This is a genomic window from Streptomyces sp. NPDC004732 (genome assembly GCF_040609235.1).
Taxonomy (GTDB): Bacteria; Actinomycetota; Actinomycetes; order Streptomycetales; family Streptomycetaceae; genus Streptomyces.
The window spans coordinates 122,076-136,347 of sequence record NZ_JBEXJR010000017.1; the positions used below are offsets into that span (position 1 = coordinate 122,076).

A 14,272-nucleotide genomic window follows, 5' to 3' on the forward strand; every position below is an offset into this window, starting at 1 on the left:
GACGGAGGGGTGGCCGTGTCACCGGCGCTCCGCATGCTGAGACACGATCGTCCACGATGTGGGAATCGTTGAAGCCCGCGGCCGCCCCGGTGGCCCCGCGGGCAGGCTGTCGCCCCGGTCACATCCGCCCGCCGGACGCCTCCGTCTCGCACTGCGGACGGATCGCCGTCGGAGCGGGTCTCCGGTGACTCCCTTGGCGGGTCTCAGCCCGCCAGGCGCACGTTGGAGCCGGTCACCGACATGTCGACGCCGTCCGCTGCCGCCTCGACCTTCTCCAGCTTGATGCCGGCCGGCAGGTCGTCGATCTTCTGGTCGAAGTCGGTGACGTTGCGGGCCGTGCCCTCGGGGAGCGGGATGGAGACGCCGAGGACGTCGATGCTCTTCGGGATCTGGTCGGCGTGGACCTTGATGTTGTCGCCCTCGACGCGGACCGAGCTGAGCACGTAGACGGGCTTCGGGAGCTTCACGCCGCCCTTGCTGACCTCGACCGCGACCTTGATCTTGCCGTTGCCGCCGTCGGAGAGGCCGATGACCTTGCCGGTCGCGCCGAGCGGCAGCTCGACGGGCTCGGACCTGCTGGCCTTCAGGAGCTCGTCGTACGAGACGCGGGCGGTGCCCGTGGCCGTCGCGGCGGTCGCCGAGCTGTAGTCGCCGGAGAACTCGACGCCCTTCATGTGGGCGGTGAGGTCGGCGATGCGGATGGAGTCGGACCCGGATTTGGCGTCGTAGTTCTTGATGCCGACCTCCACGTCGTCGAGCTCACCGCCCATGACCTGGGTGAGGAAGGGGAAGCCCTTGATGGAGATGTCGGGCGTCTCGCTCAGCCCTTCGCTGGTCCGCATCTTGTCCGCCGCCTCGCCCTCGGCGAAGTTCACGGCAAGCCGGTCCGCCGCGACGAAGAGACCCCCGAGGATCACGACGACGATCAGAAGTATGCGTATGGCGCGCTTGCTCATGTCCGGTGTTCCCCCACCTGGTCCCCCGAGTCAACTGTTTCCGCGAGCCTAAAGGACAGGTCCCCGGCCGGAGAGCCCGGCGGGGGACCTGTCGATCAGCTGTGACGATCAGCCAGCGGCTGCGAGCCGTGGTGGTCAGGCGTGGTGGTCAGCCGATGGCGCGGCCGAGCACGTAGACGGCCGGGGCGGCGGCCGCCAGGGGCAGCGCGACGCCCGCCGTCATGTGTACGAAGCGCGACGGGTAGTCGTAGCTGGCGACGCGGTGCCCGATCAGCGCGCAGACCCCGGCGCCGAGGCCGAGCAGCGCCCCCTCGCTGCCGTAGTCCGTCGTCCCGCCGACCGCGATCCCGGCACCGGCGGCCGCGAGCAGCGCGACGACCACGGATGCGGGGGTGGGCAGCGGGAGCGCACGGGCGAGGATCGCGGCGGCGACGGCGATGCCGCCCACCGTCACGGCGTCGGACGCGGCCGCGAGGTGCCCGGCCGCGACGATCGCGAGCGCGGCCGAGGCGACGGTGGCCATCAGCCCGTACATCCGCTCGTCGGCACCGGCACGGCTGCGCAGCTGCAGCACGAGGACGAGCAGCACCCACACGCCGAGGGTGCCGAGGATGGCGGCCGGTGCGTTCTCCTTGCCGACGGCCAGCAGCGCCACGTCCGCGGCGACACCGCCGAGGAAGGCGAGCGCGATGCCCTGCCGCGCGGGCCACATGCCGTTGAGCCGGAACCATCCGGCGGCGGTCACGGCCTGCAGCAGCACGAGCGGCACGAGCAGTGCGTACTGCCCGACTGCGGCGCCCGCGGCGAGCAGCAGCCCGAGCACGGCGGTCAGCGCGGCGGGCTGCATCCCCGGCTCGATGACCGGCGAGCGCCCCTCGGCCCTGGCCCGCTGGGCGTCGGTGACGCGGGGGTTGCCCGTGGTGGTGGCGGGACCGTACGAGGACGAGTCCTCGGCGGCGGAACCGGGCTCCGCGGCCTCCTCGGGTTCTTCCGGCATGGCTGCCTCCGGCACGGGGGCGGGGGCGGCACTCTGCGGCGGCAGGTATGCCGTCGCCGTCACGTCCACCGCGGCGGCGGGCTGCCCCGCCTGCGTCTCCCAGGTCTGCCCCGCCCACTGCTGGGTGTGCTGCTCCTGGCCGTACTGCTGCTGGGGGGCGGCGTAGTACTGCTGGGGCTGGGCGGGCTGGGCGTACGGCTGGCCGTACTGGTCCTGGCTCTGGCTGTACTGGTTCTGGCCGTATTGATCCTGGCCGTACTGCTGTTGCTGCTGTTGCTGCTGTTGCTGTTGTTGTTGCGCGTAGTACTGCTGCTGGTCCGGATACTGCTGCTGCGCGGGGTAGGCCTGCTGGCCCTGGTACGCCTGCTGATCCGGGTACGGCTGCTGCTGCGCCTGTGGCGGCTGTTGCTGCGGGTGCTGCTGCTGTTCCGGATACGGCTGCTGCTGTCCGGGGTACTGCTGCGGATACGGCTCGTACCCGTCGTACCCCTCGTACCCGTCATAGGGCTGATTGGACATGGCGCTCATCCTCCTGCGAACGGCGGGAGCACCTCGACCGTGCCGCCCTCGGCCAGCCGTACGGTCTCATGCCTCCGGGTCCCGACGGGGGCTCCGTCGACCAGGAAGGAGCAGCGCTGCAGGACCCGGACGAGTTCACCGGGATGCCGCTCGCGGGCGGCCTCCAGCGCGTCGGCGAGCGTCACCGCTTCGTACGGCTCCTCGGCGACGCCCGCGGCCGCCTTGGCAGCGGCCCAGTAACGAATGGTGCCGTTCACCATGCGACTCCCCTTCCCTTCAGTCGGCGGTTGCCGACGTCCATGATGCCGTGGCCCACGAGGCGATCCGCCCGACGAGCCCGTCCGTCGCCGCGTGCTCCGCGTGTCCCATGCCCTCTTCCAGCCACAGCTCCGCCCCGCCGTCGGCCGCCGCGGCGAGCATCCGCGGATGGTCGAGCGGAAAGTACGGGTCGCGGTCGCCGTGGACGATGAGCAGCGGCGTCGGAGCGATGAGGGGGACGGACTCGACGGGCGAAAGGGGGACGGGGTCCCACTCGTGCGGGTGGATTCTCGTCCGCAGCCCGAAGCGGCCGACCGCGCGCCCCGCGGGCCGCGTGACCACCCAGTGCAGCCGCCGCATCGGCGCCGTCCCCCGGTAGAACCACCGCGCGGGAGCACTCACCGCGGCCACCGCGTCGGTTCGCGCTTCCGTGCGCCCCCTGTGCAACGCGGCGTGACGGAGGACGACCGAGCCGCCCATCGAGAAACCGACGGTCACCACGCGCGGGTGCCCGAGGGACCGCGCCCACTCCACCGCCGCCGCCAGGTCGAGCACCTCGCGGTCGCCGACCGTGGAGTGCCCGCCGGAGCCGCCGTGCCCCCGGAAGGAGAACGTGATCACAGCCGCACGCTGGGCGAAGACACCCGCGATACGGCGCACGTGCGGCCGGGACAAGTCACCCGAAAAGCCGTGCGCAACGACGATCGCGAGCTCTCCCGCGGGGGCGGGCCCGGGGTCGTAGGCGGCCTCGATGGCCACTCCGTCGCGTGTACGCAGCGTGGCGCTCTGCTGAACGCCGCGCTGACCGCGAGTGAGCGGAGGCACAGAAGATCGTGCCGCTTGACCTGCCGGACCGGAGTTCATGTGGGCTATTCTGCTGGGCAGAGGATCCGGGCAGCGCAGCCCCCGGGTCCTTTCGTGCTTTCCGGGGCCCCGGGCGCGGGCCCTTCGGAGAACACAGCAGAGCAGTACGAAGCAGTGCCGTAAACGTCCTCGCAGGGACCGAGGAGGAACCAGACGTTATGGGCGAGCGAAACGTGCACGACAGTCAGACGACCCGGGCAGGTGGTCGGCGGTGAGTTCGCTGCTGCTCCTGACCAATGCCCTCCAGCCGTCGACGGAGGTGCTCCCCGCCCTCGGCCTGCTCCTTCACAACGTGCGCGTCGCCCCCGCGGAGGGGCCCGCTCTCGTCGACACCCCCGGTGCCGACGTCATCCTCATCGACGGGCGCCGCGACCTCCCCCAGGTCCGCAGCCTCTGCCAGCTGCTCCGCTCCACGGGCCCCGGCTGTCCGCTGGTCCTCGTCGTGACGGAGGGCGGCCTCGCGGCCGTCACCGCGGACTGGGGCATCGACGACGTGCTCCTCGACACGGCGGGCCCCGCCGAGGTCGAGGCGCGGCTGCGGCTCGCGATGGGCCGCCAGCAGATCACCTGCGACGACTCCCCGATGGAGATCCGCAACGGCGATCTCTCCGTGGACGAGGCGACGTACAGCGCGAAGCTGAAGGGGCGGGTCCTCGACCTGACCTTCAAGGAGTTCGAGCTGATCAAGTATCTGGCGCAGCACCCGGGGCGGGTCTTCACCCGTGCCCAGCTGCTCCAGGAGGTGTGGGGCTACGACTACTTCGGCGGCACGCGCACGGTCGACGTACACGTGCGGCGGCTGCGGGCGAAGCTCGGCGTCGAGCACGAGTCGCTGATCGGCACCGTCCGCAATGTCGGCTATCGGTTCGTCACACCGGAGAAGGTGGAGCGCGCCGCCGACGGCGAGAAGGCGAAGGCCGCCACCCCGCGGGCGCAGGAGAACGGCAGGGGCCCGGTGCCCGCTCCGAAGGAAGCTGCCGTACGCCCTGCCCAGCGGTAGTTCCATCCGCGTAGACTCCGCGCGTGGCCAAGGTGACTCGGGATGACGTGGCAAGACTTGCGGGTACTTCGACCGCGGTCGTCAGTTACGTCATCAACAACGGACCCAGGCCGGTCGCCCCGGCCACGCGCGAGCGGGTACTCGCCGCGATCAAAGAGCTGGGCTACCGGCCCGACCGTGTTGCCCAGGCCATGGCCTCGCGGCGCACGGACCTCATAGGCATGATCGTGCCGGACGCGCGCCAGCCGTTCTTCGCGGAGATGACGCACGCCGTGGAACAGGCGGCGTCCGAGCGCGGAAAGATGGTCCTCGTCGGGAACTCCGACTACGTGGAGGAGCGCGAGACGCACTACCTCCGCGCCTTCCTCGGCATGCGGGTCTCCGGCCTCATCCTCGTCAGCCACGGTCTGACGGACCAGGCCGCCGCCGAGATCGACGCGTGGGACGCCCGCGTGGTGCTGCTCCACGAGCGGCCCGAGGCCATCGACGACGTCGCGGTCGTCACGGACGACGTCGGCGGCGCGCAGCTCGCCACCCGGCACCTCCTGGAGCACGGCCACGCGTACGTCGCCTGCGTCGGCGGCACGGCCGACACCCCGACCGTCGGCGACCCCGTCTCCGACCACGTCGAGGGCTGGCGGCGCGCGATGCGGGAGGCCGGGCACTCGGTGGAGGGGCGGCTCTTCGAAGCCCCGTACAACCGTTACGACGCCTATCAGGTGGGCCTCGAGCTCCTCGCCCGCCCCGACCGGCCCACCGCGATCTTCTGCTCCACGGACGACCAGGCGATCGGCATCCTGCGGGCGGCGCGCGAGCTGCGCATCGACGTGCCGGGGGAGCTCGCCGTGGCGGGCTTCGACGACGTCAAGGAGGCGGGCCTCACGGACCCGCCGCTGACGACGGTCGCCTCCGACCGGCCCGCGATGGCGCGGGCGGCGGTGGATCTGGTCCTTGACGACGGGCTGCGGGTCGCCGGGTCGCGCCGGGAGCGGCTGAAGCTGTTCCCGTCCCGGCTGGTGGTCCGCCAGTCCTGCGGCTGCGCGTAGCCTCTGCCCCGGCCACCCGGGCCTTTATGCCACCCGGGCCTTTATATCGGGCATACGCACTTCTGCCGGGCTTCTCAGGACGTACTCAGGCAGCTCTCATGTACGCCGGACAGTCTCGTAGTCATGACCGAGACCTTCCGCCACAGCGGCGAGTACCACCAGCAGCAGTCGTCAGCGCCTGTGCCGCCCGGCGGTACGCAGGGCGCCTACCCGCCCCCGCCCGCCTTCGCGCCGGAAGCACCTCAGGCACCCGCCCCCGCAAGGCGCCGCCGCGCCAAGGGCCCCGTGGCCCTGCTCGCCGCCGTCGCCATCGCGGCGGCAGCGGTCGGCGGCGGCACCGCGTACGCCGTGCAGACGCTGACCGGCAAGGACGGCGGCTCCTCCGCCACCAGCACCGACGTCGTGCCGACGAGCAAGAAGGGCACCGTCGCCGGAGTCGCGGAGGCGGTCAGCCCCAGCATCGTCGAGATCAGCGCCACCACCGGCGAGGGCAAGTCGACCGGCTCCGGTGTCATCACCAAGAGCAACGGCGAGATCGTCACCAACAACCACGTCATCGCCGGTGCCACCTCGATCAAGGTGCGGACGAACGACGGCAAGACGTACGACGCCGAGGTCGTCGGCACCGACAGCAAGAAGGACCTCGCGCTCATCCAGCTGAAGGACGCCTCCGGGCTCAAGCCCGCCACCTTCGGCAACTCCGGCAACGTCAAGGTCGGCGACGAGGTCGTCGCCATCGGCTCCCCCGAGGGCCTGACCGGCACCGTCACCAGCGGCATCGTCTCCGCGCTCGAACGCGACGTCACCGTCGCCACGGGCGACGAGCCGCAACAACAGCAGAACCCCGAGGGCGGCTGGCCGTTCGAGTTCGGCGGGCAGCAGTTCAACGGCGACACCGGCTCGTCGAAGACCACGTACAAAGCGCTGCAGACCGACGCCTCGCTCAACCCCGGCAACTCCGGCGGCGCCCTCATCGACATGAACGGCAACATCATCGGCATCAACTCGGCGATGTACTCGCCCAGTTCGTCCGGCCAGGGCTCCGGCCAGACCGCCTCCGGCAGCATCGGCCTCGGCTTCGCCATCCCGGTCGACACGGTCAAGGACGACCTCGGCAAGCTCCGCTCGGGCTCGAAGACCTGACCCCAAAGTACGACCGTACGACCTCCAGGAGGCCGCCATGTCCGGCAGCACCCTCACCTCCGCCACCTCCGTCACCGTCAACCGCGCCCGGCACGCCCTCGCCGTCACCGTCGGCTGGGGCCGCCCCGCCACCGATCCGGCCGGGGTCGGCCTCCCCCTCGCCGTGGCACGGGAAGTGCACGCCGGTCGGCAGGACCGCACCGACCGCCCCCGCGTGCGAGGCTGATACCGGCCCCGTTCCGCCCCCCGACCCGAGGAAGTCCGAAGCCCATGAGCCCCGCCGAAGGCGACCGCACCGGTGACCGCGAGCAGCTGCGCATCCTGATCGTGGACGACGAACCCGCCGTGCGGGAGGCGCTGCAGCGCAGCCTCGCCTTCGAGGGGTACGGCACGGAGGTCGCCGTCGACGGCGCGGACGCGCTGGAGAAGGCCGCGGCGTACCACCCCGATCTGGTCGTCCTGGACATCCAGATGCCCCGCATGGACGGCCTCACCGCCGCGCGCAGGCTCCGCGCCACGGGATCGACCACCCCGATCCTGATGCTGACCGCGCGCGACACCGTCGGCGACCGCGTCACGGGACTCGACGCGGGCGCCGACGACTACCTGGTCAAGCCCTTCGAGCTGGACGAGCTGTTCGCCCGCATCCGCGCCCTGCTGCGCCGCAGTTCGTACGCCCCGGGCGCCGGGCAGGCCGAGGAGGGCGACACCCTCGCCTTCGCCGACCTGCGGATGGACCTGGCGACGCGCGAGGTCACGCGGGGCCCGCGGACCGTGGAGCTGACCCGCACGGAGTTCACCCTCCTGGAGATGTTCCTCGCGCACCCGCGCCAGGTCCTGACCCGCGAACAGATCCTCAAGGCGGTCTGGGGCTTTGACTTCGAGCCGACGTCCAACTCCCTCGACGTGTACGTCATGTACCTGCGCCGCAAGACGGAGGCGGGCGGCGAGCCGCGCCTCGTGCACACGGTGCGGGGCGTGGGGTACGTGCTGCGGGGCGGCGAGTGAACAGGGTGCTGCGGCGCTTCCACGGGCTGCCGCTGCGGTCGCGGCTTGCGCTGCTGGTGGCCACGGCGGTGGCGCTCGCCGTCGCGGCGGCGGCGGTGACCTGCTGGTTCGTGGTGCGCAACGCGCTGCTCGACTCGCTGGACGATGCGCTGAGCAGCAATCGGCCGAAGGCCGAGGACGTGATCCAGCGGATCGACATCGACGCGGTGGGCGGCCAGGCGCGGTGCCTGCGCGAGGTCCCCGGGCGCGACAATCCCGACCTGTTCAAGCAGACCATCCAGGTCGTGGCCAAGAACGGCACGAACTGCGCGATCCTCGGCCGCCAGACGGTCGACGTCGACGCCGCGGACATCGCCGTCGCCGAGCGCCAGAAGACGGAGACCTTCCACAACGCCACCGCGTCCAACGGCGAGCGGTACCGGGTCTACACCTATCCGCTGGAGGACCCCCAGCTCCCGCTGGCCGTCTCCGTGGCCCGCCCGCTCAGCGAGATGGACGACACGCTCGACAACCTCGCCCTGATCCTCGTCGTCGTCGCCGGAATCGGCGTGCTCGGCGCGGGGGCCGCGGGGCTCTGGGTGGCCCGGACCGGACTGCGGCCCGTGGACCGGCTCACCGACGCCGTCGAACACGTCGCCCGCACCGAGGACCTGAACCTCCGCATCCCCGTCGAGGGCGACGACGAGATCGCCCGCCTGTCCGAGTCCTTCAACTCCATGACCGCCTCGCTGGCCTCGTCCCGCGACCTCCAGCAGCAGCTGATCGCCGACGCGGGCCACGAGCTGCGCACCCCGCTCACCTCCCTGCGCACGAACATCGAGCTGCTCGCCCGCAGCGAGGAGACGGGCCGGGCCATCCCGCCCGACGACCGCAAGGCACTCCTCGCCTCGGTCACCGCCCAGATGACCGAACTGGCCGTGCTCATCGGCGACCTTCAGGAGCTCTCCCGCCCCGACACCGCCGCCGGTCCCGGGGCCGGGGACGGGGACGGCGGCGGCAAGATCCAGGTGGTCGCCCTGCACGACCTCACGAGGGCCGCCATCGACCGGGCGAGGCTGCGCGGCCCCGAGCTGACGATCACCGCGGAACTCGCTCCCTGGTACGTGCGCGCGGAGCCGCCCTCCCTGGAGCGGGCCATCGTCAACATCCTCGACAACGCGGTGAAGTTCAGCCCGCCGCGCGGCACGGTGGAGGTCACACTCGACCGCGGCCGCCTGACGGTCCGCGACCACGGCCCCGGCATCCCCGCCGACGAACTCCCCCACGTCTTCGACCGCTTCTGGCGCTCCCCGTCCGCCCGCGCCCTGCCCGGCTCGGGCCTGGGCCTGTCGATCGTGGCCCGGACGGTGCGCCAGGCGGGCGGCGAGGTGACGCTGGAGGCGGCGGAGGGCGGCGGGACGGTGGCGACGATGCGGTTGCCGGGGGCGGCTACGCCGCCCCCGGACTGGCCCTAGCTAGCGTCCGATCCCGATCCCGGAGCCCGCGATCCGTACCCGGATGCCCTCCTTCTCCACCGTCACGTCCTGCAGCGCCATCGTCCCGGCGCCCGGCAGCTTCGGCAGCTGGAAGGCGAGGGTGAGGCGGTCGGCGAGGACGGGGCGGGTGAGCTGGGAGAGGCCGTTCAGGAGGGCGGGGTCGAGGCCGAGCTTCTTGAGGAGCTCGGGGTGGCCCATCGCGACGTCGATGAGGTTCAGGCCCATGACGTCGTTCACGAAGCGCGGCGAGCCGGTGAGCTCGTTGAGCTTGGCGTCGCTCTTCAGGGCTCCGCTGACCACGTCCCGCGGGACGCCGAGCCGCTCGACGATCGCCGGGACGGACAGCAGCGCCTTCGCCTTCGACGTCTCGTCGGCGACGCGGTCGGCGGACTTCTGCGACAGGTGCAGGCCCTCCTTCTCGCGCGTACCCGGACGGTACGTCGCCAGGTCGCCGAGTTGCAGGCTCATGCCGCCGATGTCGGTGGAGATGCCGCGGTCGCCGTTGCGCTCGATGCGGGCGTCGGCGCGGACCTTCAGGTCGTGTCCCGCGACGGGCAGCGTGCCGCGCGCGAGGACCTGGTCGTGGCCGTGGCCGGTGAACGTGACCTGGGAGGCGCCCAGTTCACGGTTGAGGTCCTCGAAGGAGAGCAGCACCTCACCCTTCATCTCGCCGATGCTGGCGCCCTTGATCGAGGTGGGCCCGTCGCCGTCGATCGTGACGTTCGTGGCGGTCGCGGAGACCTTGGCGAGCGAGATCCGGTCGGCCGCGACATCGGGGACCGTGACCTTCACCTTGTCGACGCGCTTGTCGAAGACCTGCGTGAGGAAGGGGAACCCTTCGATGTCGACCTCGGGCGCCGCGCTCAGGTTCATCTGGTCCTTGAGCTTCTCCGCGGCCTCGTGCTCGGCGTAGAGCAGGGCCCAGCGGTCGCCGAGCGCGAGGAACGCGGTGGCGACCAGGACGGCCACCAGGGCCTTCGCGGCGAGCGGCAGACCTGCGAAGCGGTTCCGGCGGCGGCTGCCGCGCCGGTGGTTGGGCGGCGTCCAGGGCTTCTCCGCCTCGGCCGTCCCACCCTCGCCCTTGTCCTCGTGGAGGAACTCCTCCAGCGGGTTCGGCGCGAGCGCGGCGAGCTCGTCGTACGGATTGCTGTACGAGGAGACCGGCAGCTGAGCGGTGTCGTTCTCAGGATGGTCGTGGTCGTCGAGCGGGGCAGCGTCCGAAGGACGCGTGGCTATGCGGTGGGGGGAACGCATCAGAGGATCTCACCATACGTTCACACCCCACCCCAAGCCTTACACCCGGTAACACCCGTTTTCGGCCGCTTCTTTAACGCGCTGTTTTCATCACAGGCCACCTGCGGGCCACCGCAAGGCAACCTGCGTCACGACCTACTTCACGATGGTGATCCGGTCGGCCTTCGGCGGCGCGATCGGCTTGTCCGCCGAGGAGTTGGCGGTCAGGTAGTCGTTGAACGCCTTCAGGTCGTCGCTGCCGACCAGCGGCTTCGTCCCCTTGCCGAGCTCGGCGAAGCCGTCGCCGCCGCCCGCGAGGAAGGAGTTCATCGCGACGCGGTAGGTGGCCGCGGGGTCGATCGCCTTGCCGTTCAGCTTGATCGAGTCGGCGACGACACGGTCCGCGCCGGTCTTGGTCATGTCCAGCGTGTACGTCAGCCCGTCCGAGACCTGCAGGACCTTCGGCGAGGCCTCATTGGACCCGCTGACCTGCTGCTTCAGCCCGGTCACGAGCTGCGCGCCGGTCAGGTCGACCAGATTGACGGTGTTGCTGAACGGCTGCACGGTGAACGCCTCGCCGTAGGTGACGACGCCGTCACCCTCGCTGCCGCTCGCCTTGAAGACGATGTCGGAGCGGATGCCGCCCGGGTTCATCAGGGCCAGGTCGGCTTCCGGGTCGAGGGACTTGGCGTGCGCGAGCTGCGCGTCCGCGATGAGGTCGCCGAGCGGGGACTCGGGGACACCGGCGCCGCGGCCCGGGATGTCCGCCGAGATGTGGCCGACGGCCTTGTTGGCGACGGGCGCGGCCAGCTTGTCCCAGCGCGAGATCAGCGAGGTCATGTCGGGGGCCTTGGCCTGCTCACGGCTGACGACGTGGTTGGCCGACTTCACGCTCGTCCGCACGATGTCCTTGGTCTTGCGGTCGTACGTGAGCGTGGTGTCGGTGTAGAGCTTCCCGAAGGAGGAGGCGGAGGTCACCATGCGCGGCTTGCCCGCGGGGTCGGGGATCGTGCAGACGTACGCGTTGTGGGTGTGCCCGGTGACGAGGGCGTCGACCTTGGGCGTGATCCCCTTGGCGATGGTGGTGATCGGCCCCGAGATCCCGTCGCCCGCGCCGGGCGAGTCGCAGTCGTAGTTGTACGTCTGGCTCTTCGGCACGCCGCCCTCGTGGATGAGGGTGACGATGGACTTCACGCCCTGCTTGTCGAGGATCTTCGCGTACTTGTTGACGGTCTCGATCTCGTCGTGGAACTTCAGCCCCTTGACTCCGTCGGCGGAGACGATGTCCGGGGTGCCCTCCAGGGTCACGCCGATGAAGCCGACCTTGACGCCCTTGTGCTTCCACACCCAGTAGGGCTTGAGGATGGGCTTGCCGGTCTTTTCGTCGGTGACGTTGGCGGCGAGATAGGGATAATCGGCCCCCTTGAACTTCTTCCCCTTGCCGTGACCGTCCTTCTCGAAGCACCCGTCCTTGGGGTGACAGCCACCGTTCTGCATACGGGCCAGTTCCTTGGCCCCCTCGTCGAACTCGTGGTTGCCGACGCTGGTGACGTCCAGGTCGAGCTTGTTCATCGCCTCGACGGTGGGCTCGTCGTGAAAGAGCCCGGAGAGCAGCGGACTGGCACCGATCAGGTCACCCGCGGCGGCGGTGACGCTGTACGGATTCCCCTTGCGGGCGGCGCGCAGCGAGGTCGCAAGATACTCGGCGCCACCGGCGTCGATCTTCTTCTCGCTCCCGTCGGCCTGCTTCTCCGTCACCTGACCCGACGACCCGGCGGGCGGCTGCAGATTCCCGTGGAAGTCGTTGAAGGACAACAACTGCACATCAACGGTGCGCTTCTTCCCTCCCTTGCCCCCGCCCGCCCCGTCCTGCCCCGCACTGGCAGGCAACGAGACAACCAACGCCCCCACGGTGGCGAGCCCCGCCGCCACGGCAAGAACACGAGTGGCCCGCCGCTTGGGCCGTCGATGCTTAGGTATGGCGGACACGCGTTCCCCCGGGATTAGGTGTGAGAAGACTGGAACCGTCGGCAGCCTAGAGTCAACGCGCGTAGCGGAACAGAGGGTTGCTGGTTACAGCCTGGTTGCCCTTGGGAGACGGAGGGGCGAAGTGGGGGGGGACGCATTTCAGGGGGGCCACATTTCAACCCGTCCGGCACCTGGGGGACACATTTCAGCCCGTCCGGCGTTTGAGGACGAGCGCACAGCGCGATAAACCACCCCCGGCGGGAAGCCGAAGAACCACGGCAGGCCCGACGGAGCCCGTCCGGCACCTGAGGACAAGGCGAGTACCACGAAGCCCCCACCCCCAAAGGCGCCCCCGCCAGAATACGCTCGGGGACATGACTGACGACCGCCCCGCCGACACCCCCACCCCCCTCCGAAAGATCGACGCCCTCGCCGAACTCACCTCCGCGCAGGCCGAAGCCGTCCTCGCGCTGCTCGCCGAGGCTGCCCGTACGGACGGTCAGCAGGCGGTGTCCGAGCAGGGCCGGCTGCAGCTCCGCGGCGGCGCCCGCGACGGCGTCCGGCACCTGCTGCTCACCGTCGAAGACCAGCTCGTCGGGTACGCGCAGCTGGAGGACACCGACCCCGTCGAGGCCCCCGCAGCGGAGCTCGTCGTGCACCCCTCGCGCCGCGGGCACGGGCACGGCAGGGCGCTCGGCACCGCGCTGCTCGCGGAGTCGGGCCGCCGTCTGCGCGTGTGGGCGCACGGCGGCCACTCCGCGGCCCGTCACCTGGCCCAGGTGCTCGGCCTCGCCCTCTTCCGCGAACTGCGTCAGATGCGCCGCCCGTTGGCCGACCTCGACCTGCCGGACCCGGCGCTCCCCGAGGGCGTCTCCGTACGTACCTTCGTCCCCGGACAGGACGACGCGGCCTGGCTCGCGGTGAACGCGGAGGCCTTCGCCCACCACCCCGAGCAGGGCGCCCTCACCCAGCGCGACCTGGACGACCGCAAGGCGGAGCCGTGGTTCGACCCGGCGGGCTTCTTCCTCGCCGAGCGCAAGAGCGACGGCGAACTGGTCGGCTTCCACTGGACGAAGGTGCACGCCGCCGAGCGCCTCGGAGAGGTGTACGTGGTGGGCGTACGGCCGGGAGCCCAGGGCGGCGGCCTCGGCAAGGCGCTGACGACGACCGGCCTGCGCCACCTCGCGCAGGCGGGCCTGCCGACCGCGATGCTGTACGTGGACGCGGACAACAAGGCGGCCGTGAGCGTCTACGAGCGCCTCGGCTTCGTCACGCACGAGACGGACCTGATGTACCGCACGGAGTCTTAACCCTCCCGCCAGCACACCCCCTGCCCCCTCCCTCCTCCCCCCTCCCCCAGCACACACGAAGGGCGCGGCCCTCCTCCCAAGAGAGGGGAGCCGCGCCCTTCGTACCGCCGGACCTCCCGGCTACTTCGCCCCGGCCTTCGTCAGACACATCGAGAACTGCACCCGGCCCCGCCGGGTCTGCTCGTACCGGCTCTGCCCCGGCTCGCACTCGTTCTCGAACTTGCTCGCGACCTCGTACTCCGCCTTCGGGTCCGAGCAGTCGATGACCTCCATGTCGGGAGTGCCGTCGGAACCCTTGTTCTGCACGCAGTCACCGACCTCCGCGACCGCGGGCTCCTTCGCGCTCTCGCTGTCGGGGCCGGTGGTGTTGCCGCGGCTCGTGTACATCCAGACGCCCGCGATGACCGCCGCGATGACCACGACCGCCACCTTCATGAGGGGCGAAAGGCGCTGCTGGGACATGGTGGAACCCCCGTTTGTCGTGCGTGTTCACGT

At 70.9% G+C, this 14,272-nt stretch carries 14 protein-coding genes; 7 read left to right on the forward strand and 7 right to left on the reverse strand.

What is annotated here, in order from left to right; all coding sequences use genetic code 11:
• Positions 1–203: 203 nt before the first annotated feature.
• The 4 genes from ABZV77_RS37170 to ABZV77_RS37185 all read right to left on the reverse strand — a co-directional run bounded on the left by ABZV77_RS37170 (position 204) and on the right by ABZV77_RS37185 (position 3,594).
• Complete coding sequence (locus tag ABZV77_RS37170; RefSeq protein ID WP_356266823.1) at positions 204–956, reverse strand: DUF2993 domain-containing protein; 753 nt, start codon at positions 954–956, stop codon at positions 204–206.
• Between the two features lie 148 nt (positions 957–1,104).
• On the reverse strand, positions 1,105–2,472 hold the full coding sequence (locus ABZV77_RS37175; RefSeq protein ID WP_356266825.1) for a hypothetical protein: 1,368 nt from the start codon (positions 2,470–2,472) through the stop codon (positions 1,105–1,107).
• Between the two features lie 5 nt (positions 2,473–2,477).
• Positions 2,478–2,732, reverse strand: a complete 255-nt coding sequence (locus ABZV77_RS37180) for a MoaD/ThiS family protein (protein WP_356266827.1) — start codon at positions 2,730–2,732, stop codon at positions 2,478–2,480.
• A gap of 16 nt (positions 2,733–2,748) precedes the next feature.
• The gene (locus tag ABZV77_RS37185) at positions 2,749–3,594 is read right to left on the reverse strand and encodes an alpha/beta fold hydrolase (protein WP_356266829.1); all 846 of its coding nucleotides are present in this window, start codon (positions 3,592–3,594) and stop codon (positions 2,749–2,751) included.
• 211 nt (positions 3,595–3,805) lie between these two features.
• Between ABZV77_RS37185 and ABZV77_RS37190 the strand changes: the two genes are divergently transcribed.
• The 6 genes from ABZV77_RS37190 (at position 3,806) to ABZV77_RS37215 (ending at position 9,245) form a co-directional block, all read left to right on the forward strand.
• A complete protein-coding gene (locus ABZV77_RS37190) occupies positions 3,806–4,594 on the forward strand; it encodes a response regulator transcription factor (protein ID WP_356266831.1) in 789 nt (262 codons plus the stop codon).
• 23 nt (positions 4,595–4,617) lie between these two features.
• Entirely contained in the window at positions 4,618–5,640 is a 1,023-nt protein-coding gene (locus tag ABZV77_RS37195; RefSeq protein WP_356266833.1) for a LacI family DNA-binding transcriptional regulator, read from the forward strand.
• Positions 5,641–5,763: 123 nt separating this feature from the next.
• Positions 5,764–6,783 (forward strand): trypsin-like peptidase domain-containing protein, encoded by a 1,020-nt coding sequence (locus tag ABZV77_RS37200; protein ID WP_356266834.1) that lies wholly within the window; start codon positions 5,764–5,766, stop codon positions 6,781–6,783.
• Positions 6,784–6,820: 37 nt separating this feature from the next.
• Entirely contained in the window at positions 6,821–7,009 is a 189-nt protein-coding gene (locus ABZV77_RS37205; protein ID WP_356266836.1) for a hypothetical protein, read from the forward strand.
• 44 nt (positions 7,010–7,053) lie between these two features.
• Positions 7,054–7,791, forward strand: a complete 738-nt coding sequence (locus tag ABZV77_RS37210; protein ID WP_356266838.1) for a response regulator transcription factor — start codon at positions 7,054–7,056, stop codon at positions 7,789–7,791.
• Positions 7,788–9,245, forward strand: a complete 1,458-nt coding sequence (locus ABZV77_RS37215; protein WP_356266840.1) for a HAMP domain-containing sensor histidine kinase — start codon at positions 7,788–7,790, stop codon at positions 9,243–9,245. The genes ABZV77_RS37210 and ABZV77_RS37215 overlap by 4 nt, the downstream gene beginning before the upstream one ends.
• Here ABZV77_RS37215 and ABZV77_RS37220 read toward each other — a convergent pair whose 3' ends face one another.
• A complete protein-coding gene (locus ABZV77_RS37220) occupies positions 9,246–10,520 on the reverse strand; it encodes a DUF2993 domain-containing protein (RefSeq protein WP_356266842.1) in 1,275 nt (424 codons plus the stop codon).
• 135 nt (positions 10,521–10,655) lie between these two features.
• A complete protein-coding gene (locus ABZV77_RS37225; protein WP_356266843.1) occupies positions 10,656–12,488 on the reverse strand; it encodes a bifunctional metallophosphatase/5'-nucleotidase in 1,833 nt (610 codons plus the stop codon).
• Between the two features lie 353 nt (positions 12,489–12,841).
• On the opposite strand from ABZV77_RS37225, the gene mshD reads away from it, so the two are divergent.
• Positions 12,842–13,777, forward strand: coding sequence for a mycothiol synthase (mshD, locus tag ABZV77_RS37230; RefSeq protein ID WP_356266845.1), 936 nt, complete (start codon positions 12,842–12,844; stop codon positions 13,775–13,777).
• Between the two features lie 120 nt (positions 13,778–13,897).
• Here mshD and ABZV77_RS37235 read toward each other — a convergent pair whose 3' ends face one another.
• Entirely contained in the window at positions 13,898–14,239 is a 342-nt protein-coding gene (locus ABZV77_RS37235) for a hypothetical protein (RefSeq protein WP_356266847.1), read from the reverse strand.
• Positions 14,240–14,272 lie beyond the last annotated feature (33 nt).

What these genes read in the sequence shown, in the direction of transcription:
- ABZV77_RS37170 (WP_356266823.1), bottom strand. Translation starts at nt 956, where the DNA reads ATGAGCAAGCGCGCCATACGCATACTTCTGATCGTCGTCGTGATCCTC.
- ABZV77_RS37175 (WP_356266825.1), bottom strand. Translation starts at nt 2,472, where the DNA reads ATGTCCAATCAGCCCTATGACGGGTACGAGGGGTACGACGGGTACGAG.
- ABZV77_RS37180 (WP_356266827.1), bottom strand. Translation starts at nt 2,732, where the DNA reads ATGGTGAACGGCACCATTCGTTACTGGGCCGCTGCCAAGGCGGCCGCG.
- ABZV77_RS37185 (WP_356266829.1), bottom strand. Translation starts at nt 3,594, where the DNA reads ATGAACTCCGGTCCGGCAGGTCAAGCGGCACGATCTTCTGTGCCTCCG.
- ABZV77_RS37200 (WP_356266834.1), top strand. Translation starts at nt 5,764, where the DNA reads ATGACCGAGACCTTCCGCCACAGCGGCGAGTACCACCAGCAGCAGTCG.
- ABZV77_RS37205 (WP_356266836.1), top strand. Translation starts at nt 6,821, where the DNA reads ATGTCCGGCAGCACCCTCACCTCCGCCACCTCCGTCACCGTCAACCGC.
- ABZV77_RS37210 (WP_356266838.1), top strand. Translation starts at nt 7,054, where the DNA reads ATGAGCCCCGCCGAAGGCGACCGCACCGGTGACCGCGAGCAGCTGCGC.
- ABZV77_RS37220 (WP_356266842.1), bottom strand. Translation starts at nt 10,520, where the DNA reads ATGCGTTCCCCCCACCGCATAGCCACGCGTCCTTCGGACGCTGCCCCG.
- mshD (WP_356266845.1), top strand. Translation starts at nt 12,842, where the DNA reads ATGACTGACGACCGCCCCGCCGACACCCCCACCCCCCTCCGAAAGATC.
- ABZV77_RS37235 (WP_356266847.1), bottom strand. Translation starts at nt 14,239, where the DNA reads ATGTCCCAGCAGCGCCTTTCGCCCCTCATGAAGGTGGCGGTCGTGGTC.